Source organism: Rhodococcus sp. EPR-134 (genome assembly GCF_001647205.1).
In the GTDB taxonomy this organism is placed as follows: Bacteria; Actinomycetota; Actinomycetes; order Mycobacteriales; family Mycobacteriaceae; genus Rhodococcus_F; species Rhodococcus_F qingshengii.
Genome location: NZ_LVCT01000653.1, coordinates 1 through 21,715 on the forward strand (window position 1 = coordinate 1; position 21,715 = coordinate 21,715).

The following is a 21,715-nucleotide window of genomic DNA, read 5'->3' on the forward strand; positions in this document are numbered from 1 at the left end:
TCGTACCAGCGCATCAGACCGTCACCGGCGTCGGAGATAGTGGTCTCGCCGAATACATGCTTGGTGGAACCAGAAAGGCGGTCGACGATGTCCCGCTCGAAGTGCCACTTTCCTACCAGCGCCCTCGGCTCGATTTTCGCGTCGTCGACCATGTGGCGATTCTAGTGACCCTGCATTGCCCGACGACACCGGAGACCGACTCGAACACACTGCGAGAGTATGTTCCGAGTACACCCGGAACACGCAGGAGATTTTCACAACCATGAACGATTCGGCCGCCCTTCACAAACGCGCAGTGTTCGCCGAGGATCTCGAGATCGGCCAAGTGATCCCATTGGGTTCGTATTCGGTGACCGAAGAGGAAATCGTCGAGTTCGCAACTCAGTGGGATCCCCAGTGGTTTCACATCGACAAGGAAGCCGCCGAGTCCGGCGTCTTCGGCGGGTTGATCGCCAGCGGGCTGCACACCCTGTCGATCTGCCAGAAGTTGGTGGCCGCCAGTCTCTACGACCAGTGGAACGTGATCGCCGGGAAAACCATGCGCGACGTGAGCTTCCTCCGTCCGCTTCGCCCCGGTGACACCCTGAGCGGAAAGGTCACCGTCGACAACGTCGTGTTCGACAATCGCGCGCGAGGATTGGTGACCATCACAGCGAAATTGGTCGATGCACACGGCAATCGCGTTCTCGACGTGGTCACTGACGCCTACCTGCACTGCCGCTCGACTCTCGGACAGTGAATTATCGGTAAATTTCGCACCACACTGTCCGAATTGCCGTACTTTCAGTGACGTTGCGACGCAACAATACCCATCCCTGCAATCAGGAGTTCCTCACACATGAGCAGCCTCGGCGAGATCAATCCTCTCGGCATTCTTCAGATCCTCATCTACATGCTCTTCGGTGGGTCGTCCAGCACTCCCGAATAGACCCTAGCTTGCCACGGCCATAGTCAGCATCTAGGGTGCTGACTATGGCAATTACTAGTCAGGCATCAGTGGCGGCCGCGCCGTCGACCGACGCAGCGCGTCATCACACCGAATTCGACTCCAGTTGGCGGAGTTTCGACGGCATCCAGGGCGGACTCGCAATTGCACGGATGCTGCGAGTGGCGGCCGACGCGTCCGGAGCCGAACCGCTGGCAGTTACGGCGCACCTGGACCGCCCCGTTCCTCCTGGGCCGGCCGAGTTGACTGTCGGCGAGATGCGGGGCGGGCGGACCGTCAGTTGCCACGTCACGCTGACCGGTTCGGGATCCGCTCTCGTTCGGTTGGCCCGCGACATAGGAGCTACAACAATGTCCGCCCCTGTCGCCGAACCGGCTCCGGCCGACCCGTCAACCCTGCCGCCGCTGGAGATTCCGGTGGATTTTGTGCCGTTCGCCCAGCACCTCGACATCCGGCCGATCAATTCCGCGAGGCCGTTCGCCGGTGGCGACTCCCCTGAATTCGACGTTTGGATCCGCCTGCTCACAGACCTCGATTTCACGGCCCAAGAGCGTGCCGCGGTCCTTCTCGACGCGCTTCCGCCCGGACTGTTCGCGACACTGACGATGCCCGTGGCCATACCGACCATCGAGTTCACCGCGCATTTCACACCGGAGCACCTCACGGCAGATCCCCGAACGCTGTCACCGTGGTATCGCCTACGCCACGGGACTGCCTGGGCGACGGACACTCTCTGTGTTGACGAATCCGAACTATTCGACTCGACCGGACGACTTGCTGCTCGGGCTCGCCAGCTTCGTCGAATTCTTAGTTGAGTTCAGCTCTCCTACACCTGGAGGTCGCGAGCACGGAACGCAACAAGCGATGCTGTCGAAAGCGCTACTGCCACAACGATCATTGCCAGCAGTGGCAGAACTGTTACCGGCTCGGCAGGGGCACCCGGCACGTGGGTGAAGGGCGACAGATCCAGCACTACCTGCGGAAGCTTCAGCAACGTGCCGAGTTGCCCGAGCACGATGCATGCCGCCAAGATTCCCCAGGAGAGCGCCGACGCGTACGTCGGAAACAGTCCGAAAGCCAACGACACCAACCCCACGACTACGAGCACCGCAGGCAGATAGGCCAACGCGGCGCCAGTCATACGAAGTGTGTTGCCGCCGATGTCGTCCGTGACGAGCCCGAAGGCAAAACCGGTGAAGGCACCCATCAAGACGTGCGCGAGGATCACGCCGCCCACAACCACACCCAGGTGGGAAAGCATCCACTTCCACCGCGACAAAGACGTTGCCAGCAACGGTTCGAGCCGTCCCGATGTTTCCTCGCCCCGCATCCGGAGAAGACTCTGGACCGAATACGCCGCGATGACTATCGACGTGAGCCCCAGAGCAGTGGCCAAGTAGGAATCCACCAGATCCGATCCGCCGCCGCCAAGTTTCTCGAACATCTCCGCAGTCTGCTGCGACGATCCCACCATCGCGTCGATCTCGTTGCCCACAGCGCCGTAGGCGAACCCGAGAACGACAACGGCAAAGATCCACCAGAACATCGTCATTCGCTGCATGCGCCACGCCAGGCCCCAGGCCGACGGTAGCCACGATGCCGCGACTGGCGGGCCGGGACGGGGCTGTACGAGCCCCGCTCCCTGATCGCGATGGCCGATGAGAACAAAAGCCACCACCACGTGCACAGCCGCAAATCCGAGCAGCAACAAAAGGATCCACCAGGCGTCGTCGTCGAAAGGTCTGATCTGTTGTGCCCATCCGATCGGCGAGAGCCACGACAACCAGCCACTGACCACGCGAGTTCCGTCGTCGACGACCGTACTGTTCACGTCGCCGATCGCGCGCAGCATGAACGCAACGCCGATCGCGGCACCCGCCAGGCCGTTGGCCGTACGAGCACCGTCGGTGATCTGCGCCGTCACGGCTGCCACTCCGGCAAACGCGATTCCGGTCCCACCTATCGAGGCGCCCAACGCGAACGAACCGACGACAGGCAAACCGACGGCGATCGATCCCAGTGCAATTCCCAGTGCAAGAACGACGTTCGCACCGACCGTTACGATCAGTGCGGAGGTCAGGAGCGCTCGTCGACCTACCACCGCTGCACCGATCATCTCGGCTCGGCCGGTCTCCTCGTTCTGTCGCGTATGGCGAACCACCGCAAGGGTGCTCATCAATGCGGCCACCAACGCGAACACGAGCACCGACTGACTGGCGACTATCGCGCCCTGCGAATCACCGGACACGATCCCGTTGGTCGCCAGCGCGACCGGCGATACCGCGGAACTGACTGCGATGTTTCGTAATTCCTCGGGTGTCGAGTACAGCCCGGTCACACTGGCGACAACCAGCAGCATGAACAAGACGATGGAGATAACCCACACGGAGAGCTGAATTCGGTCCCGCCGCAAAGCCAGCCGAACCAGTCGGCGTGTGCCGGTGAATTGACTTGCCGAGGCCGGTACCGGTGAAGCGGCCTCGACAACAACGGTCACGGCCGTACTCCGGTCTCGGCTCGCAGGTGTACCGAAGTCTCCCTGGCCCGTTCGTCACCGTAGTGCCGCAAGAAAAGTTCTTCGAGAGTCGGCGGAGTGGAAGTGAGCGCCACGATTCCGAATCCGACCAAGTACGTCATGAGTGGTCCGAGTTGCGCGCTGTCGACTTCGCAGGTGACGTGGTTACCGTCGATCACGGCGTCGTGGACACCGCCCAGTCCGTCGAGTCCACCGATCGGACGCTGCGTCTCCGCCGCGACGGACGTGCGCGTGAGATGCCTGAGTTCGGACAGTGTTCCCTCTTCCACCGTCCGCCCGTCGCGGATGATGCTCACACGATCGCACAGCGCTTCGACCTCGGCGAGGATATGGCTCGACAGCAGTACCGTCTTTCCGGCGTGAGCCACCTCCTCGACGCAGTCCTGGAATACCGCCTCCATCAACGGGTCGAGCCCCGATGTGGGTTCGTCGAGGACGTAAAGGTCGACGTCGGACGAGAACGCGGCCACGAGTGCAACCTTCTGCCGGTTACCTTTCGAGTACGTGCGCGCCTTCTTGGTCGGGTCCAATTCGAAGCGATCGAGCAACTCGCTGCGGCGTTTTCGGTCCAGGCCACCGCGCAGGCCCGCCAACAGATCGATAGCCTCACCGCCGGTGAGGTTGGGCCACAGATTCACGTCGCCAGGCACATAGGCGAGACGTCGATGCAAAGTAACAGCGTCTCGCCACGGATCGCCGCCGAGAACGGTTGCGTCTCCGGAGTCCGAGCGGAGCAGGCCGAGGAGCACCCGAATAGTGGTGGACTTTCCGGAACCGTTCGGCCCCAGGAATCCGTGCACTTCACCCGTCGAGACGTCGAGGTCGAGGCCGTCCAGCGCGCGGGTGGTACCGAAGGTCTTGACGAGGCTTTTCACTGAAATTGCCGCACCCATGAATTTGACCGTACGCCGATTTCACAAATGTGTGAAGATAGAAAAGACGGAAAGATCGAAGGGTTCCGATGACCGACACCAGCCACACCGTTGCACCGGACGAGAGCCGACACTATGTCGAGCGACTCTCACTCGTACTGAGCGACATGGGTTTTCCGCCGATGCCCGCCCGCGTCTGGGCCGCGTTGATGACCAGCGAGACACCCTCGTCCACGCCAGGAGATCTCGGATCTCGGTTGGGAGTGAGCCCCGCCGCCATTTCCGGAGCCGTCAGATACCTCCAGCAAGTCGGATTGATCGAGCGTGTGGCCGTCCCCGGATCGCGGCGTCAGCACTACTGCGTCAGCGTCGACATGTGGGCCGACGCGTTTGTCACGAAACAGTCCTCGCTCTACCAGGTCTCGGCAGTTGCGGACGAGGGCATACGATTCCTCGGTGAAGGAACCACAGCCGGCGATCGAATGGCAGATCTGCGCGACTTCTTCGACTTCATGGCCGCGGAAATGCCGCGAATGCTCGCGGACTGGCGCTCCCGGCGAAAAGACCGGACACCTGGCAGGTAACTTCAGGTTTACCCGCAATTTCGGCGGGGTACCTCAATTCTCGTTCCAGCATGGTCAGGTGCGGTGTAATCGAGGAGTTGCTGATGAAGCTGTCGATCAGGGGCGCGAACACTTCACCGACTCCACCCTTCGCGCGTACCGCTTCACCCGAAACCTGTGAACGATCGATTTCCCTGAATCGCACCGCCGCCGAGGCATTCGCCGGTGATCACCATGCACTGTCGAAACTACTGGCCCGGTTGCACCCTCGCGTCGTTCTCTACTATCGCGCCAGACTCCTCGGGACGCCCGTCGCGACGTTCGCCGACGATCTCGCCCACCAATGCACCCTGGACGTCGTCACACGAATGTCCGACACGATCTCGGCCGACACACGCATCGAGACCTTCGCGTACGAGTTGGCCTCTCGACGAATTGCGTCAATTCCCCAGTCACGCAACATCGACGGACAATTCAAACGCCCGCGTCGCCTGACCGACGACCAACGTGAGGTTCTGGTACTACGAATCGCAGTGGGTCTGACTGCCGAGATGACCGCGTCGACTCTGCGCACAACTCGTTCGAGCGTGCTCCTCGTACAGCATCAAGCGCTGCGCGCCTGGACGGTCTCCGAGCGGAGCTAGATCAGACCTTGCTTACTCGCGGCGTAGACGGCCTCTGCTCGACGGCTCACCTCGAGTTTGCGCATGATGTTGCTGACGTGAAACTTGACGGTGGTCGGTGAGATGAACAATCTCTCACCGATCTTGATGTTGGACAAGCCGTTTGCGAGGAGTCTGAGCACTTCGAGTTCGCGATCGGTCAATCGTTCTTTCGACGACGACTGCCCGTTGAGCGATCGCACGACAGCTGACGCGCTGCGCGAATCGAACGCACTCTCACCCCGCGAGACCGCCCTGATCGCACGCACCAATTCGGTGGTGTCGACGTCTTTGACGACATAGCCGCGAGCACCCGCGTGCACCGCTCGCACCACCAGTTGATCGTCGAGAAACGTGGTGAGAACCAACAGTCCGAGACCGGGATGCGCCGAGGACAGCTGGCCACACAGGGTCAGTCCCTCGTAGTCGGAACTGGCGGAGAGTTTGAGATCCATCAGGACGATGTCCGGGCCGACCTTGTCGACCACGGCGAGTGCCTCGGCGAGGGACGACGCCTCCCCCACGATCTCGAGATCGCTTTCGCGCTCGAGAACCGAGCGGAGCCCTTGCCGCAGAATTGCATGGTCGTCGACCAGGACGATTCGAACCAATCCCTGAACCGGCGATGCTCCGCGGGTGATGACGGGACGCGCAGTGGTCATGATTCCTCGCTCTCGATTTCAGTGGTGCAGCAAAGGTTTTCCATGCCCGAGTCGAACGGCAGTGGTAGTCGCACGAGAATCTGAATCCCACCGATCCGCGCGCGCCGTACTTCGAGCGCACCACCCAACTCGAGTGTTCGCGCCTGCATGTTCGCGAGACCGCGATGGCGGCCGTCGACGTCGTTGGTGGCTGCGAGTTTGAGGATCAGACGCATTCGCGCAGGGTCGCCGTCACCGTCGTCGGAGACCGACAGCAACACGGAGTCCGCCCGATAGGTCAGACGTAGCACCGCCCGATTCGCGTGAGCATGGACCGCTGCATTGAAAAGAGCTTCCCCAGCGATCCGGAGAAGAGCGTGTTCGGCATCGCCCGGAAGTTCGGTCGGGGTACCGCCGACGCGAACGCTCACCGCCAACTCGTCCGGCATGTGAACCACGCCGAGCTGCTCGAGCATCTCGGGCAACGACGTCCGGTCCGCGTCCGACGAATGATTGAGCGCGTAGATCGCCGAACGAAGCTGCTCGACCGCCCTCCTGGTCAAATCCTTTGCCAAGTCCAGTCTTTCACTGCGTTCAGCCTCCGGGATGTCACTCCGGCAGACCTCGATCTGCATGCCGGCCGACAACACCGCCTGTGTCACACTGTCGTGCAGTTCGCGGGCGATCCGGTGACGTTCGTCGTCGACCACTTGGTGCCGGTGCGCCACTCCGAGTTGACGCTGAGTGGACTCCAATTCGCTGTTGCGCACCGCAAGGTCGGCTGCAGTACGATTGGCCTCCGCATACGCATCTTCGGCACGCTCGAGCAGTAGTTGTCCGCGCTGATAGAGCGCCGAATTCTGCAGAGCCACAGCAGTCTGGCTGGCCAGAATGCTGAGCACGGCTCCGTCCGTCGTGTCGAGGGTTCGGTTGGCCGGCGTCCAGGCTGCAAAGGCACCTACCACGCCGCCACCGAGCACGATCGGCACAAACGCGTAGTGCGCGTCGATCACCGAGTTGGATTCGATTCTTCCGTACCGGATGTCGTCGAGGCATTCGACGACATCCTCCGGAAGTGGCGGCCCCTCCACATTGTCGACCAGAAAAGGGGTGGCGTCCGGGCCGAGAACCAGTCGCCGTGGTCCGGCGTCGGGCAAAGTTCCGTCAGCCAAGGCGAAGACTATCCAGTTGGCACTCAGATGCGCACGGGCAGCTTCCGCGACCGCGCAGACGAGGGTTTCCGGCCCCTCGACGGTGCGCACCAAAGCCCGCGAGATCAACTCCAAGGCATGCACGACGCGTTCGAGGCGCTCGGCCGCACCGCGATACTGCGGGTAGAACGAACTCTTACCCGATCGTAATCCGGTGAGCCGGGACAGGTCCGCGGTCATCGCCTGCACCAATTCACAGCGTCCCTCTTCACAGCGTCCATCTTCACAAGGCACCTCGGAACAACGCCACCATCTGTTCCTGCGTCGCTTCCCTGGGATTGGTGGACATGCAGGCGTCGAGCAACGCGAAGCTGGCGAGCCTACTCAGGTCTTCCTCGCGAACACCCAACTCCCCCAGCCCCTTCGGCACACCGACCTCCCGGGCGAGACGCTCGACCCGGTCGGCCACCGCCAGCGCTGCTTCCTCCGGGGTGCCGCGTTGCTCGGGAAGACTCAGTGCCGCAGCGATGGCGACAAAGGGGGCGGCGTCCGTGGTGGAATTGAACCGGATGACGTGGGGCAAGAGAATTCCGTTGATGACGCCGTGCGGAAGGTCGAGCATGCCGCCCACCTGATGGCTCATGGCGTGCGCGGCTCCGAGTATCGCGTTGGTGAACGCCAACCCGGCCTCGAGGCTCGCCTGCGCCATCACCGATCGAGCTTCCATCTCCATCGGGTCCTGGATCGTGTGCACCAGGTTCTCGGTCACGAGGCCGACCGCGCGGAGCGCGTGATGATCGGTCAACGGATTGTGCGCCAGTGAGACGAAGGCTTCGATTCCGTGCGTCAATGCGTCCAATCCTGTTGCTGCATTGAGCCACTCGGGCATCGTCGTGAGCAACCGCGGATCGATGACCGTCACATCTGGCACCAGCGCCCGGCCGATGATGGTGATCTTGGTGCCGCGGGTCGTGTCCGTGACGATGCAGAACTGCGACACGTCCGCGCCCGTGCCGGACGTGGTGGGAACCATCACCAACGGCGGGATCGGTTTGGTCGCCTGATCTACCCCCTCGTAGTCGAGTATGTTGCCACCGTTGGCAGCGAGGACGGCTACACCTTTAGCCGCGTCGATGACCGAACCGCCGCCGAGCGCGATGATGACGTCACACTCGCCTTCCTGGTACACCTCGAAACCGGCCGCGATCTCGAAGTCCTTGGGATTGGGCGTCAGCCCTGACCACACCGTCGCCGTCAATCCCTGCTCCGTGAGATGGTCTTCGAGTTCGCTGACCCACCCCGCGTCGATCAGACCGGGATCGGTGACCAGGAATGGCCGGAACCCGCCGAACCTCAGAGTCGCGTGTGCTGCCTCGACCAGGGAACCGATACCGAAGACGATCTCGGGGGCGTGAAATTTGACCAGTCGAGCAGCAGTGCCGCGGCGATGAACACCGTGGTTCACAGCATCCGGGTATGCCACGGACACGACCCCACTCTCCTCTCGCTGCTCTGAGATCTCCGGTCGGGATTTCGCATCCGTCGCTCTCAGCGCATCAACTCCCACGTGCACAAACTGGTGTGATCCACCTTACAATCGCTGGACCCGAGCCTACGCGGACAGCAGTCGGGGCACACCCACCGAAGGAGAGGCGCTTACCTACCCGTTCGGGCAGGTAAGGCGTCTCGGGAAAATGAATGGCGCGGCGAGAAGGTCCCGCTGTACTTTCGGTTGCGGCCAGAGTGGCCCGTAGAACCGATTCAGAAGGTGTTTATGACCCAGCCCGCGCCGAGCGCGCCTCCCGCCCCTGCACTGCCGGCAACCTCGAGGGTCACATGCTGATCCTCGAAACGTCGGACTGACAGCCGCGAGGCCCCCTCGGCCTGCTCCTACTGCTTTGTTCACTCAGCTAGGAGTTCTCCAGTGCCTCAATCACACAATTCCATCTCGAAAACCGACACCTTCTCGTGCATTCAGTGCGGACTCACAGTCATGACGTACGGCCCCGATGGTGATCGCCGAAACCACTGCCCCAGTTGCCTGCATTCCCGACACCTGTTCGACCAGGTGGAAGGTGGACCGTCGGACTGCGGAATGCGGATGGCTCCCATTTCGATCGCAGTACTGCGCAGTGGCGATTGGATGATCATCCACCGCTGCGCACAGTGCCTCGAGCTCACCTCCAACCCCGTCAGCCGAGACGACAACCAGTTGTTGTTGATGAGAATGGCAGTGCGACCGCTCGCGCAACCGCCCTTCCCGCTCGAAGCCTTCGGCGACTTGTGAGGGGGAATCAGATGCCACGTAGGAATCCCAGCACCCGCGCGCGGCGGGCACCGCAACGGGCCAAGCACGTACTGCACGGAATCGGCGGAGAACAAGGATCGAGCTTCCGTTGTCTCACATGCCGTTTGGACATCTCCACTGCGGCGCCGGGTACCGCTCATCGGAACCACTGCCCGAACTGTCTGGCCAGCCGCCACGTGGACGGTCGCGTTCCGGGCGACCGAGCACAACAGTGCCGAGGTGCCATGGCGGCGCTGTGCCTGTCGGTCCGTCAAGACGGTGAATGGATGCTCGTTCACCAGTGTGTCGAGTGCAATACGTTGAAAGTCAACAGGATTGCCGGCGACGACAACGTCTTGGTCCTGCTGCGCTTGGCGCTACGTCCGTTGGCAGACCCCCGCCTGCGCTCGCGCGCGTTGCTAGCGCTCTGATGATTCGTCCGGTGTACTCGCGCGGTTCTGCGCACGATTACACCGGACGAAGACCACGAACACGATCCCGGCGAGCAAGCCGACCACAGTCGGTCCGAGGACCAGTCCCGAGTACAACCACGGGGCAGGTTCTGCCGGAAAGAGGTCCATGAATATGGGTCCGGTGTATGTCGGTTCGGAAAACGGCTCCCGATAGGATCCTCCGGTGAGAATGTGCGGTGACGCCAACGACTTCCACCACCACTGAAACACGCCGAGCGCCACAACCCCACACACGGCGCCGAGCACTGTCAGCGCCGCGATCGGTCGCCAGATCGATCCCCTGATTTCGGACATGAGATCAAACTAGTTCACGACAGATCGCGCAGTGACATCGGTGAAGTGCACTGACATCAGCGAAGTGCGTGCCCCAGCTCGGCGGCCTTTGCCATCAGTTGCGCGGCATCTCGGGCAACAACAACCTCGTCGCAGATCTCCGAATACTCCGGCATCGCGCACGATGCCTGGTTCCAGTAACGCTGTGGTTCAGGCGTGATCCAGGCCAGACGGTGGACCTTTCGGCGGAGTTCCTCGAGCTTGTCCGCCTGCGGGGGCAACCCGTTGCACCGACCGTCGCCCACGATGATGACAGACGTCCGTGAGTTCAAGGTGTTTCCGTGCTCGTCCAACAATTCTGTGAGCACCCGCCCGTAATCGCTGCTGGCTTCCAGATCCAGAACCGGGTGCGCGAGTACCGCGGCCAGTGCGCCGTCACCACTACTGGCGAGAAGGGTGTCGGTCACGTCGACCGGACGATCGACGAAGGCGAGGACTTCACAACGATCTGCTCGGCGATGCATTGCCTGAGCCAAGCGCAGAGTGAACGCGGTGATGGGGCGCACGGACAGCGACACGTCGGCGATGAGAAGTAGTCGAACACGATCGGGGCGAGGAGCTTTCACGACCAGATGGAAGGGAATTCCGTCGGTGCGCAGACTCGAACGCACCGTGCGCCGCATGTCGAGATGCCCACGAGAGCGCTCACGGGGCCGAGGTCTGGACGGTCCTCTCATCCGCCGAAGCACTTCGTGGCACGCGAGTTCGATGTCGTTGTGCGTTGCGCCCGCTGCAGATTCACTGTCGGGCGCATCGGGAGCGGTTTCGGCGAGTGCAGCTGCCGAGAGTGCTTGCACGAACGCTTCGACCGCCTCGACGAGCCGGTTCAATTGTGCTTGCGTCAACGGCCCGTCGTCGGAGACATCTGCATACGCTTTGCTCGGGTCGTAGGCATCCAACCAGGCGAGGATCGACGTCGGATCGTCCCAGGACAGCGAGCCGACCACTGCTGCAGCAACACTGGTGCTCAGGTCACCGGCCACCGCCGATGCTGCACGGTCCACGTCGACCGTGTAACTGACTCCGCGTCGACCGGTCTCCGAACCGGTATCGACCGACAGTTCGGCATCGCTCGACGTCATCGACACATCGTCGTCGTCCTTGTGCGGGTTGAAGCCCTTCTCCGCTTCCGGAGTGTCGAAGTAGTCGCCGACCTCGGCCGCACGCTCGTTGTACTCGGCGTACCGACCAACTTCTTGATCCTCGTCGATCCCCAGCGCGGTAGGTAGACCGTCCGCCACCTCGGCGCGCGAACCCATCCGCTCGCCGTGCGCTTTGCCTGCGGCCGGCCGGAACAGCGCGTCGAACGCCCGATCGAAACCGGCCTGCTCGTGAGAGTACTTGGCGCACACTGCCCGAAGACATGCTCGCAACGTCTCACGATCCGAAGCGCCGACCATCGCGAGAACACGCCGAACCTCGATGACCTCGGCCGGTGACGCGGAAACTCCGGCCGCCCTCAGCAATCGGCCGAAACTCGCGGACACCACGTCGAGAACAAACGACGGTTGCCACACGGCAAGGCCACCGAGCGTCGTCATCGCGTCGAACGGATTCCGCTGCCGCCGCGGATTCCCTGTTGATGAGGGTCACGTCCACCCGTGCCCCGGAACACGGCCGTCGTCGTGTTGGCGGGTTTGCTTGCCACCGTGGACCGCTCGATCGGCTCGCCGCCGTCACGCGACGGTGATTCGAGACGCTTTCCGTCGAATCGTTCCTTGGCCAGCGTCACATCGGACGAGTACTTGAGCAACGCCGTGAGCAGGATGTCGCGCACCTTGGCGTCGGAAGCGGTGTCGAATCCGCCGGCCGCGAGCACTGTTGCCGCTCTGGCCGCGTCGATGACCTCCGAGATGGACGGGCTCTTGCGCAGCGGGAGATCACGCAAGATGCGAGCCAATTCGACAACCTCGGTGGCCGTAGCCGAATCCACCTCCGGCGCTCGGGCCGTGACGATCTCGCGTTCACGCTCCGATGTCGGATAGCCGAGATGGTAATGCAGACAACGACGCTTGAGTGCGGGTGAGAGCTCGCGGGTGTCGTTGGACGTCAGGATGACCCAGGGCTGCGAGCGGGCAACGAACGTACCGACCTCGGGAATGGTGATCTGCTGTTCGGCGAGAATCTCGAGGAGCAGTGCTTCCATCGACTCCTCGGTGCGGTCTACCTCGTCGACCAGAAGCACTACCGGATCGGGTGAGAGGATTGCTTCGAGCAGCGGTCGTACGGACAGGAAGTTCTCGGAGTACAAACCGAAATCCTGATCGGCCAGAAACTTGGACGCTTCGGCGACGCTGTCGAATTCGGAAACCTGATCGCTGATCCGGTCGCGGAGCATCTGCACGTGCAGGAGTTGCTTCGCGTAGTCCCATTCGTACAGGGCGCGATTGTCGTCCAGCCCTTCGTAGCACTGCAATCGCACCAGTTTGCGGCCCCCGATCGCAGCCAGAGACTTCGCCAGTTCCGTCTTGCCGACACCGGCCGGACCTTCGAGCAGGAGCGGACGCCCCAGCGCCGTCGCCAGATGAACGACTACCGCGAACTCGTCATCGGCAATGTAGTCCTGCTCTCGCAGAGCATCTTTCACTTCGATTCCGCTGGAGAAACTGCGACCGGACATGGAATACCTTTCATGGGGGGCAAGCCCCTGTGCGCCTTTTTGGTAGTGCGGGCTACCAAAAAGGCGCACGGGGCCGAAGGCCCTGCTAGAAGTACGACTTGTTGATCGCGTGATCGACAACCGGGATCATCGACTCCACGGTGACCTCACGGGGATTGCCCGGGGTGCACCAGTCGTCTTGAATGTGCTCGGAGATGGCGCGCACAGTCTTCTCGTCACCCTTGATGACATCACCACGGCCCTCGTACTTCTTGGTGTTCATCTGGTTCTTCGCGTACGAGTCGGTGCGAACCTGACCGAAGTTGTCGGGGATACCGACGTCCTTGGCCAGACGGATGGCAGCCTCGACGGCAGCATCTGCGGCCTGAACCGTGGTGAGGTTGCGAGTGTCGACACCGAGTGCGCCGGCCAACTGGGCGTAGCGCTCGTAGCGCGAAGGCAGGTTGTACTCCCACACACGCGGCAACGCGATGGCGTTGTTCAGACCGTGGTGGCTGTCGAAGAAGGCACTGACCGCGTGCGAGATCGAGTGAACGATGCCGAGGCCACCGGAGTTGAAGGCCTGCCCGGCAATGTACTGCGCGTTCATCATTCCCTCGCGGGCCTTGAGGTTGCGCGGCTCGAAGACGGCCTCGCGCAGGTTCTTCGCGACCAACTCGACCGAGTAGATCGCGTTACCGAGCGAAGGCGCGAAATCGAGACGAGACACGAAAGGCTCACTGCCGTGCGCGAGTACGTCGAAGCCGCAGTACGCGGTGAAATGCTGAGGGCAGGTGTAGTAGAGCAGCGGATCGTCGATCGCCAGGGTGACGATGGTCGCCTCGTCGAAGCCCACCCACTTGTGCGGGTTGTTCATGTCCGACGTGTCGGTGATGACGTACGCCCACGACGTCTCGGAACCCGTTCCGGCCGTGGTGGCTACGGCGATATGGGGCGGGTTCTCCTTGTTGGTGGACTTGGCGAAGCCCTCGAACTCGTTGATGTTGCGACCGTCGTGTGCGATCACGACGCGAGCACCCTTGGCGGCGTCGTGGCTCGAACCACCGCCGATCGAGATGATCGAGTCGCACTTCTCCTTCTGGTAGAGAGCCGCGGCCTCCATGACGTTGTAGTCCTTGGGATTCGACTCGACCTTGTCGTAGAGCACGACCTCGACACCCTGGTACTCGATCTTGCCGACGAGTTCCTCGATGATGCCCGAACCGCGCAGACCGGTCGTCATCAGAAGGGTGCGCTTGAAGCCGAGGTTCTTGGCCTCCACCCCGATGATGTCGTGAGCGCCCACACCCATCAGGGCGCGAGGGAAGGGGTGGAACTCCTTGATGGGAAAGTCCCAGATCTGGTTGAGCTCGATAGCCATCGGTATCTCCTCAGGGATGTGCACGAATGTGACTGCGGGAGGGATTCGAGCCGATTCTTTGTGACCGGCGTCTCACCTGGTTCCCACTGTGTACCGACAAACAGCCCGTGCACAGACTTCGGCAGCTCAACCGCCCGGACGCCGCCCACGAACCGCCCGTTCGGGCAGGTCGACGCCACCCCGGACTGCCAGGACGGCTGGATCAGACCGCCGTGGTTCCCGCTGATCGGGAACGTGTTGCTCGGCGACTACGATCCCCAGTAGCTTTTCATCACTGCTAACATTGAACTAGAACACGTTCTAGATGTTGCACTTCACTGACCTGCGCTTTACCCAGCTTCACGAGAGGACTAGCTTCGCGATGACGACAGTCGAGGTACCGCACAGCTCGCGATCGGCGGTACTCACCGTGTCCGGAGTCATCGAAGAGACTTCCGACGCCCGGTCGCTGGTGTTCGAGATTCCCGCAGAACTGAAGGACAAGTTCGACTACAAGCCAGGTCAATTCCTGACCCTGCGCATCCCGAGTGATCAGACCGGCTCGGTCGCACGCTGCTACTCGCTGGCCAGTTCCCCCTTCACCGACGACGCCCCCAAGGTGACCGTCAAGCGAACCGTCGACGGCTACGGCTCCAACTGGTTGTGCGACAAGCTCCAGGTCGGCGACACCATCGAAGTGCTGCCGCCGTCAGGTGTCTTCACGCCCAAGTCGCTCGATCACGACTTCCTGCTCTTCGGTGCAGGCAGCGGTATCACTCCGGTGATCTCGATCCTCAAGTCCGCCCTCACGCAGGGCAGCGGCAACGTCGTGCTCATCTACGCGAATCGCGACGAGAAGTCCGTCATCTTCGGCGCCGAACTTCGCGAATTGGCAGCGCAACACCCCGGCCGCCTCACCGTTGTCCACTGGATCGAAACCGTGCAGGGACTCCCCGCCGTCTCACAGTTGGCGACACTGTCCAAGCCATTTGTCGCGTACGAGGCCTTCATGTGCGGTCCGGGCCCCTTCATGGACGCCGTCCACAAGGCACTGGCAGAGGCCGGCATGCCCCGCACGCAGGTTCACGCCGAGGTCTTCAATTCACTCGCGGGTGACCCGTTCCGTGACGTCGAGGTAGCCGAGGTCTCCGACGAGGAAGCAGCCGACGCCGCAACCGTCGAGGTCGAACTGGACGGTGAAACCCACACCCTCGTCTGGCCGCGCAAGCAGACGCTCGTCGACATCATGCTCGCCAAGGGCCTCGACGTGCCGTACTCCTGCCAGGAAGGCGAGTGCGGGTCGTGTGCCTGCACCGTCACCGAAGGCGAAGTTCAGATGGACAACTCCGAAATCCTCGACGCCGAGGACGTGGCGAACGGCTACATCCTCGGTTGCCAGGCGAAGCCGATCACCGATCACCTGAAGATCGAGTTCTGAACCCTGCTTCGATGCATGACGGCCCCTGATTCCCTGCGGAATCGGGGGCTTTGTCATGTTCGGAGTCTCCCGAGTCATCTTCCGAGTCCCGCCGCGAAACCCACGCAGGCGCCGTTGTGGGCAACCGCCACAGCGCAAGAATCAGCACCAGGGTCACGATCAGGAAGCCCTCACGAAGGAGCAACCCGAACGGCAGCAGGAGCGGCGACGTCTCGATGAACTGCTGTCCCATACTCGGCCCGCAGTAGACGATGGCCAACCCCAGAGCGGCCGCACCGAACTGCAGCGGCGATCGAAGCCGAAAGAGAACCGTGACGGCAGCAGGCACGAGATACACCCAGTGGTGAATCCAGCTGATCGGCGAAAGAATCGGCGCGCTCAATCCGATCACCAACGCCGCATCGACCGCTCGCCCGACGCGATAGACATCTCGGGCGATCCATAGCGCTACCCCCGCGCACAGCACGGTCGACGGCATCGCCAGAGACGCTGTCCATGGGCCCAGCGCGGCAAGTCCGCCCTGCAGCGAACTGTTGCCGGCACTCGCGATCGCCTGCCCGCTCAAATCCACCCGGTCGCTGAGGTTCCAGACGACGTCCGACCAGAAGGTCCAGCTGACGGCCGGGTCCACCACTGCTGCGACGGCGGTCGCCGCGGCAAATCCGATCGAACTCCAGATCGCGAGTCGCCACTGCTTCGTGACGACGAAGTAGACGATGAAGAGAGCCGGAGTCAGCTTGATCGCGGCCGCGACGCCGATCAGCAGTCCTCGCGGAAACCACCGGCCGAATCTCGAATCCTCTCGGCGAGTCACGTCGAGCAGTACGAGCACCATCAGCACCAAGTTCACCTGGCCGAATGAGATGTGCGCACTGACGATGGGGGTCACCGACACGGCCAGGACCAATGCCGCCATGACGAGCGGCCGCTTGGGGACGCGAGCGGGAGTGAACCTCGCAACCGTCCACACCAACGCCGCGATGCACAATCCCGACCACAGCAGATAGGCAGTCCACCAGTCGAAGAGGACAGTCGGCCAGAGGAAGATCACCGCGAATGGGGTGTAGGTGAACGGCATACCCTCGTCGACGATCAACGGGCCGGTCAGATTGCCCTCGTAGATGTTCGATCCCGCTGCGAACGCCTGGGCAGCGTAGCGGTAGACGAGAAAATCAACGGGTTCGACGGCTCGAACGGAGTACACGAGATAACACAGAGCTGCGACGCCGGCAGCGATCAGTGAACCGATCGTCACAATTCGAGACGCCTCGACACGGGTGGCGGGCATACCGAGAATCGTCCCACAACCTACCGAGCGGTACTTCGCTAGCGGGCCGCCCGGAAGTGCGCTCGCTCGTCTGCGGTCAGGTGTTCGCACGCGTAGCTCAGTGCCGTGCGTCCCATGTCTGCTGCATTCTTCGCGAGGAAACCGGTCAACAAATCCCGGTCCACCCGCTTGCCCACCTCGCGGAGCATCCAGCCCATCGCTTTCTGGGTCAAGTCTCGTCGATCACCCAGCACCTGCGCGGCAAGCTCGAGCGTGGTCGACCCGTCGCCGCGAGTGATGAATCCGTACGTCGTCAGCAGCGCCACCCGTCGTCGCCACAGGTCACCCGAATCGGAAAGCTCGAAGATCAGCCGGCGATCTCGGTCGTACAGCCAGCCGCCGAGGATCTGTCCGGCGGACGAATCCACGAGATCCCAATTGTTCACCCGCCCGTCCTCGACAGCGCTGAGATAGAAGTCGGCGATGCGGGAGCGACTCTCGTCGTCGAAAAATTTTGGGCGACTGACCTTTTCGAATCGAGCAACCAGGATCAACAGACCGGCCAAGCGATGCTCGTGGACGTCGCTGTCGAGAAGGAGGCGTACCTGAGGCAACTCGAGACCGACATGCTTCTTCACCACCGAACGCGTCTTCGGTACTCGCACGCCGATGAAGACGTCACCCTCGCCGTACTCCCCCGGCGCTGTCTTGAAGAACTTCTGTAGCTGGACGGCATCCGCGGGATCCGCGAGGTCGGCCAACTGTTCGATCACGTCCTGAGCACTCGATTGCGTCACCCCAGAACCTTCTCACGGGTCGTCTGTGCGGACTCTTCGATTCTCTCAGCGTCCTCACACCGTGTGCCCTGCTCGGCCACAGGTCGGCAGACGACACTCGAGGACAGTCAGTGAAAGGACCACCCATGATCACCGCCGCTATCGCATTCACCACTCTCACCCTCATGGCACTCTCGGGACATATCGCGGCCAGCGCTCCGCGCGGGCTCGTGGCAATCCGGACGAATAGTCACAAATCTTGATATTCGAGCCTCCAGATCGCCTCTAACTGCAACGCGAATGCAATTGGCGGAGAGTTGATCTCGATCTGCCGCGGGCGTGTACTACAGGTGGACACACTCTCGTCTTTGGAGGTCTCGTCATGAAGTCGTGGAATCGAATGCAAGATGCCGTCGCGGTGGTTCTCGGCGTCTTTGCGGCTCTCTCGCCGATGTGGCTCGACACCACCGATCGGGCAATGTGGTCACTCGTCGTCCTGGGTGTCCTGGTTGCACTGTCGGGTCTGGCGCACATGGCACGTCCGGACATGGCCATGGCGGATTACGCGATGGGCGTTTTCGGCGTCTTGATGTTCATTTCACCCTGGGTCATGAGCTTCGACGCTCTACGCGGTGCGTCGTGGACGGCCTGGGTGGTCGGGGTCCTGACCGTTGTGGTCGCGGTGAGTGCGATGCCGGTGATGAGTGCGCGGATGCATCACGGGGGTCACGGCGGCGTAGCCGCCCATTGACGGAGCGGAGTAGCTGCCCATTGATGAATGGCTGGCTGCAGGCTGGATCAGGCTTTGATCGCGCCCAACAACCGCCCGGCGTCGAAGGCTTCGGCGCTGGGCGGTAGCGCGCCCGGACGTCCACTCACGAAAACCTCGACGGTTCCCGATCCTTCACCCGCGTCACCGAGCCCGTCGATCCGCCGCAGGGTCTGTCGTGCAACGGCTTCGGCACTGTCGAAGAGTGTGACACCGGCGGGTAGCCGCGCTGCGATTTCGTCCGCGAGCAGTGGGTAGTGCGTGCAGCCGAGGACAACGCCGTTGACGTCGTCCGGCGTCCGGGCCACTGCGGATTCGATGGCTGCAAGTGCGGCTGCACGATCACCGAGGTCTATCGAATCGGCCAGGCCGTGGCACGGCACCCCGACGACCTTGGCGCCGTTGCCGAACTGTTCGATCAGATCGGCTTGGTACCGGCTGGCAGTCGTCGCGGCGGTAGCCCAGATCGCCACTGAATCGCACGCGGCGGCCGCGGGCTTGATCGCGGGCACCGTTCCGATGACCGGCACACCCGGTCCGACCAGTTCGCGGACGTGTGGGAGAGCGGTGACGCTCGCGGTATTGCATGGAAGAACGATGACCTGAGCCCCACGATCGAGGCTCCGCCGCACCGCACCGAGTACCCGGTCGACGACCCACTGCTCGGGCTTGGGTCCCCAGGGGGCGCCGTCCGGATCGAGGGACAGCACAAGATCGAGATCCGGGCGCAGGCGTCTGAGCCCCGCAGAGGTAGGGAGCAGGCCCAGTCCCGAGTCGATGAGTGCAACGATCACCGCACAAATCTATCGCCTCGGAACCGGTCCTGCCTCATCCGTTCAGGCCGGTGTGGACTCCAACACGTCCGAGATGGGCGTGCCGGCTGCGATCTTCGCGCGCATCTTCATCACAGCTCCCGCGCTACCGCCGCCGACGACAGCTGCCAGCACACCGTCGCGCTCGTAGTAGGCGACGAACTTTCGGCCGTCGTCCTTCACGATGTGAACGGTGTCCGTGGGTGCGACGGTCCCCAATGCCTGGATCTTGACGTCGTACTGATCGCTCCAGAAGTACGGAACCTGCGCCGGCGCATCCGGATCACCCGTTCCGGTGATCGCTCCCGCCAGGATCTTGGCCTGGTCCCCAGCATTGGTCCAGTGTTCGACACGCTTGCGTCGATCTCCGATCTGCCAGGACGCGACGTCGCCGACCGCCCAGACGTGTTCGGTGCTGGTGCGGCCGACGCCGTCGCAGAGCACTCCGTTGTCGAGTTCGATCCCCGAACCGTCGAGCCATTCCGTGACCGGCACCGAACCGACTCCGATCGCGACCACGTCGACCGGGATTTCCGAACCGTCGCTCAAGGTCGCAGCGGCAACCGCTCCGTCGCCGGACAGCGAGGTCAAGCCCGTACCGACTCGGACGTCGATGCCCTCGTTCCGATGCAGACGTTCGACGAGGGCGCCGACGGTGGGGCCGAGCACCGACGCCAGCGGCGTCGGCTGGGGTTCGAGCAACACGACGTCGACGCCGTGAGACTTCATGCTCGCGGCCAGTTCGCAGCCGATGAAGCCGGCCCCGACGATCAGCGCACGCTTACCGGGAGCAAGGTCGGCGCGGAGGGCCAACGCTTCCTCGATGGAGCGCAGAACGTGCACTCCGGACAACTCCGGAAGGCCGGCGATGCGACGCGGAGTCAGTCCGGTCGCGATGACCAACTCGTCGTAGTCCAGGGTGGATCCGTCGGCGAACGCCACCGACTTGGCGACCGTGTCCACCGAGGTTGCCGGCGAACCGAGCTTGAGATCGACCTTGTTCTCGACGTAGAACTCGGCCGGACGCAAGGTCGTCTCGTCCTTGTCGCCGCGGATCACTTCCTTCGACAACGGAGGCCTGTCGTAGGGCAGATGCGTTTCTCCACCCGCGAGCGTCAATTCACCTTCGAAACCCGCTCGTCGCAGTTCCTCGACGGTCCGCAGTCCCGACAAACCCGCACCCACGATCACTATCCGTGCCACCACGTACCACCCTGTCCGACCCACGTCACTTTCAGCGCTCACTATGAACGCCGTCACTATTTGCCTCCGACTCTGCCATACCAAATGCCGGAGTAGGTGTGGTGCATCCCGCATGGTCACCTACCAGTCACTACAGTTGGAGGTACTTCAGACGCACGCACTGACACATGAGCAGGGAGCCCCCATGACCAGCGATTCCAGTGAAAAGAACAGCGTCCGATTCGGCGCCGACGGTGGCGCGGAACTAGTCAGCACCCAGGGTAAGACGATCATCGCCGACGCCGTGGTCGCCAAGATCGCCGGTATCGCGACCCGCGAGATCAACGGCGTGTACGACGTCGGCGGGGGCACAGCGCGTGCGGTGGGGGCACTTCGCGACCGCATACCGGGCGCCCGCGTCAACCATGCCCAGGGCGTGGCGGTGGAGGTAGGCGAGAAACAAGCCGCCATCGACATCGGCATTGTCGCCGAGTACGGCGTCGCACTCCACGAACTGGCGGTAGGTATCCGCCGCAACGTCATTGCCGCAGTGGAAAGCATGACGGGTCTCGAGGTCACCGAGGTCAACATCACCGTCTTCGACGTCATGCTCTTCGAGGATGCAGAGAGCGGCGGCAGTACCGATCCGGAAGCCAAGCCGAGGGTTCAGTGAGTACCGCCGACGCCGGCCGCGAGATCGACGCGGCCGAGGTAGTCGCCGACGCGGTTCTTGCCATCCCGGAAGTGGCAGATCTGCACGGAGGACAGTTCGGCGAAGTGGGAACCTACCTCCCCGGACGCCGCATCACCGGCGTCGTCGTCGACGAAAACTCCTGTGCTGTACACATTTCCGTTCACTATCCGGCCGACGTTCGCAGCGTCGCCGAGCGCGTACGAGCGGTGGTGGCGAGATTGGTCGACGTACCGGTGAACGTGACCGTCGGCGACCTGTCGACAGCGGGATATCTACCCGTTGATGCCGAAAACGCAGTCACCGAGCCTGCCACCGTCACAGACATTGCACCGAACATTCGAGAAGGGAACTGAC

General features: G+C 62.6%; 23 protein-coding genes. 10 read left to right on the plus strand and 13 right to left on the minus strand.

Annotated elements, in window-relative coordinates; all coding sequences use genetic code 11:
- The first annotated feature begins 262 nt into the window (after nucleotides 1–262).
- Together A2J01_RS28345 and A2J01_RS28350 are read left to right on the plus strand one after the other, a co-directional pair.
- Nucleotides 263–739 (plus strand): MaoC/PaaZ C-terminal domain-containing protein, encoded by a 477-nt coding sequence (locus A2J01_RS28345; RefSeq protein WP_064114069.1) that lies wholly within the window; start codon nucleotides 263–265, stop codon nucleotides 737–739.
- Nucleotides 740–972: 233 nt separating this feature from the next.
- Nucleotides 973–1,761, plus strand: a complete 789-nt coding sequence (locus A2J01_RS28350; RefSeq protein ID WP_042920993.1) for a thioesterase family protein — start codon at nucleotides 973–975, stop codon at nucleotides 1,759–1,761.
- An 11-nt stretch (nucleotides 1,762–1,772) separates the two neighbouring features.
- Here the strand turns inward: A2J01_RS28350 and A2J01_RS28355 are convergent, their stop codons facing one another.
- Both A2J01_RS28355 and A2J01_RS28360 read right to left on the minus strand, forming a co-directional pair.
- Nucleotides 1,773–3,443 (minus strand): ABC transporter permease, encoded by a 1,671-nt coding sequence (locus A2J01_RS28355; RefSeq protein WP_064114061.1) that lies wholly within the window; start codon nucleotides 3,441–3,443, stop codon nucleotides 1,773–1,775.
- Nucleotides 3,440–4,375 (minus strand): ABC transporter ATP-binding protein, encoded by a 936-nt coding sequence (locus tag A2J01_RS28360; RefSeq protein WP_003942009.1) that lies wholly within the window; start codon nucleotides 4,373–4,375, stop codon nucleotides 3,440–3,442. Before A2J01_RS28360 ends, A2J01_RS28355 begins: the two co-directional genes overlap by 4 nt.
- 68 nt (nucleotides 4,376–4,443) lie before the next feature.
- Between A2J01_RS28360 and A2J01_RS28365 the strand changes: the two genes are divergently transcribed.
- Both A2J01_RS28365 and A2J01_RS28370 read left to right on the plus strand, forming a co-directional pair.
- Nucleotides 4,444–4,938, plus strand: a complete 495-nt coding sequence (locus A2J01_RS28365; protein ID WP_064114062.1) for a GbsR/MarR family transcriptional regulator — start codon at nucleotides 4,444–4,446, stop codon at nucleotides 4,936–4,938.
- Nucleotides 4,939–5,021: 83 nt separating this feature from the next.
- Entirely contained in the window at nucleotides 5,022–5,561 is a 540-nt protein-coding gene (locus A2J01_RS28370; protein ID WP_042921062.1) for an RNA polymerase subunit sigma, read from the plus strand.
- Here A2J01_RS28370 and A2J01_RS28375 read toward each other — a convergent pair.
- The 3 genes from A2J01_RS28375 to A2J01_RS28385 are packed head-to-tail and all read right to left on the minus strand — an operon-like array spanning nucleotide 5,558 to nucleotide 8,860.
- Nucleotides 5,558–6,241: a MadR family response regulator transcription factor gene (locus tag A2J01_RS28375; RefSeq protein WP_003942005.1), complete on the minus strand. Its 684-nt coding sequence runs from the start codon at nucleotides 6,239–6,241 to the stop codon at nucleotides 5,558–5,560. The two genes, A2J01_RS28370 and A2J01_RS28375, sit on opposite strands and share 4 nt — an antisense overlap.
- Nucleotides 6,238–7,611 carry a MadS family sensor histidine kinase gene (locus A2J01_RS28380; protein ID WP_064114063.1) on the minus strand — a complete coding sequence of 458 codons (1,374 nt, stop codon included), beginning with the start codon at nucleotides 7,609–7,611 and terminating at the stop codon, nucleotides 6,238–6,240. Before A2J01_RS28380 ends, A2J01_RS28375 begins: the two co-directional genes overlap by 4 nt.
- Before the next feature lie 43 nt (nucleotides 7,612–7,654).
- On the minus strand, nucleotides 7,655–8,860 hold the full coding sequence (locus A2J01_RS28385; protein WP_003942060.1) for an iron-containing alcohol dehydrogenase: 1,206 nt from the start codon (nucleotides 8,858–8,860) through the stop codon (nucleotides 7,655–7,657).
- A 435-nt stretch (nucleotides 8,861–9,295) separates the two neighbouring features.
- On the opposite strand from A2J01_RS28385, the gene A2J01_RS28390 reads away from it, so the two are divergent.
- Both A2J01_RS28390 and A2J01_RS28395 read left to right on the plus strand, forming a co-directional pair.
- Complete coding sequence (locus A2J01_RS28390) at nucleotides 9,296–9,658, plus strand: RNHCP domain-containing protein (protein ID WP_003941922.1); 363 nt, start codon at nucleotides 9,296–9,298, stop codon at nucleotides 9,656–9,658.
- A gap of 11 nt (nucleotides 9,659–9,669) precedes the next feature.
- Entirely contained in the window at nucleotides 9,670–10,089 is a 420-nt protein-coding gene (locus tag A2J01_RS28395) for an RNHCP domain-containing protein (RefSeq protein WP_054187804.1), read from the plus strand.
- Here the strand turns inward: A2J01_RS28395 and A2J01_RS28400 are convergent.
- The 4 genes from A2J01_RS28400 to mdo all read right to left on the minus strand — a co-directional run bounded on the left by A2J01_RS28400 (nucleotide 10,078) and on the right by mdo (nucleotide 14,444).
- Nucleotides 10,078–10,425: a hypothetical protein gene (locus A2J01_RS28400; RefSeq protein ID WP_054187805.1), complete on the minus strand. Its 348-nt coding sequence runs from the start codon at nucleotides 10,423–10,425 to the stop codon at nucleotides 10,078–10,080. The genes A2J01_RS28395 and A2J01_RS28400 overlap by 12 nt on opposite strands.
- 56 nt (nucleotides 10,426–10,481) lie before the next feature.
- Nucleotides 10,482–12,005, minus strand: a complete 1,524-nt coding sequence (gene madC, locus A2J01_RS28405; RefSeq protein WP_064114064.1) for a MadC family VWA domain-containing protein — start codon at nucleotides 12,003–12,005, stop codon at nucleotides 10,482–10,484.
- Entirely contained in the window at nucleotides 12,002–13,084 is a 1,083-nt protein-coding gene (locus A2J01_RS28410; protein ID WP_063314739.1) for a MadB family AAA-type ATPase, read from the minus strand. The genes madC and A2J01_RS28410 overlap by 4 nt, the downstream gene beginning before the upstream one ends.
- Nucleotides 13,085–13,169: 85 nt before the next feature.
- Nucleotides 13,170–14,444, minus strand: a complete 1,275-nt coding sequence (mdo, locus tag A2J01_RS28415) for an NDMA-dependent methanol dehydrogenase (RefSeq protein ID WP_064114070.1) — start codon at nucleotides 14,442–14,444, stop codon at nucleotides 13,170–13,172.
- 361 nt (nucleotides 14,445–14,805) lie between these two features.
- Between mdo and A2J01_RS28425 the strand changes: the two genes are divergently transcribed.
- On the plus strand, nucleotides 14,806–15,861 hold the full coding sequence (locus tag A2J01_RS28425) for a ferredoxin--NADP reductase (protein WP_054827751.1): 1,056 nt from the start codon (nucleotides 14,806–14,808) through the stop codon (nucleotides 15,859–15,861).
- Here A2J01_RS28425 and A2J01_RS28430 read toward each other — a convergent pair.
- The gene (locus tag A2J01_RS28430) at nucleotides 15,833–17,149 is read right to left on the minus strand and encodes a glycosyltransferase 87 family protein (protein ID WP_064114065.1); all 1,317 of its coding nucleotides are present in this window, start codon (nucleotides 17,147–17,149) and stop codon (nucleotides 15,833–15,835) included. The genes A2J01_RS28425 and A2J01_RS28430 overlap by 29 nt on opposite strands.
- A gap of 38 nt (nucleotides 17,150–17,187) precedes the next feature.
- A complete protein-coding gene (locus A2J01_RS28435) occupies nucleotides 17,188–17,925 on the minus strand; it encodes a DNA alkylation repair protein (protein ID WP_064114066.1) in 738 nt (245 codons plus the stop codon).
- A gap of 361 nt (nucleotides 17,926–18,286) precedes the next feature.
- On the opposite strand from A2J01_RS28435, the gene A2J01_RS28440 reads away from it, so the two are divergent.
- A complete protein-coding gene (locus A2J01_RS28440) occupies nucleotides 18,287–18,655 on the plus strand; it encodes an SPW repeat domain-containing protein (protein ID WP_003941901.1) in 369 nt (122 codons plus the stop codon).
- Nucleotides 18,656–18,702: 47 nt separating this feature from the next.
- Here the strand turns inward: A2J01_RS28440 and A2J01_RS28445 are convergent, their stop codons facing one another.
- Both A2J01_RS28445 and A2J01_RS28450 read right to left on the minus strand, forming a co-directional pair.
- Nucleotides 18,703–19,467 carry a glutamate racemase gene (locus A2J01_RS28445; RefSeq protein WP_064114067.1) on the minus strand — a complete coding sequence of 255 codons (765 nt, stop codon included), beginning with the start codon at nucleotides 19,465–19,467 and terminating at the stop codon, nucleotides 18,703–18,705.
- A gap of 42 nt (nucleotides 19,468–19,509) precedes the next feature.
- Nucleotides 19,510–20,688 carry an NAD(P)/FAD-dependent oxidoreductase gene (locus tag A2J01_RS28450; RefSeq protein WP_228232526.1) on the minus strand — a complete coding sequence of 393 codons (1,179 nt, stop codon included), beginning with the start codon at nucleotides 20,686–20,688 and terminating at the stop codon, nucleotides 19,510–19,512.
- 184 nt (nucleotides 20,689–20,872) lie between these two features.
- Between A2J01_RS28450 and A2J01_RS28455 the strand changes: the two genes are divergently transcribed.
- On the plus strand, nucleotides 20,873–21,340 hold the full coding sequence (locus A2J01_RS28455; protein ID WP_003941912.1) for an Asp23/Gls24 family envelope stress response protein: 468 nt from the start codon (nucleotides 20,873–20,875) through the stop codon (nucleotides 21,338–21,340).
- Nucleotides 21,337–21,714 (plus strand): hypothetical protein, encoded by a 378-nt coding sequence (locus A2J01_RS28460; RefSeq protein WP_042453130.1) that lies wholly within the window; start codon nucleotides 21,337–21,339, stop codon nucleotides 21,712–21,714. Before A2J01_RS28455 ends, A2J01_RS28460 begins: the two co-directional genes overlap by 4 nt.
- Nucleotide 21,715: the final 1 nt, after the last annotated feature.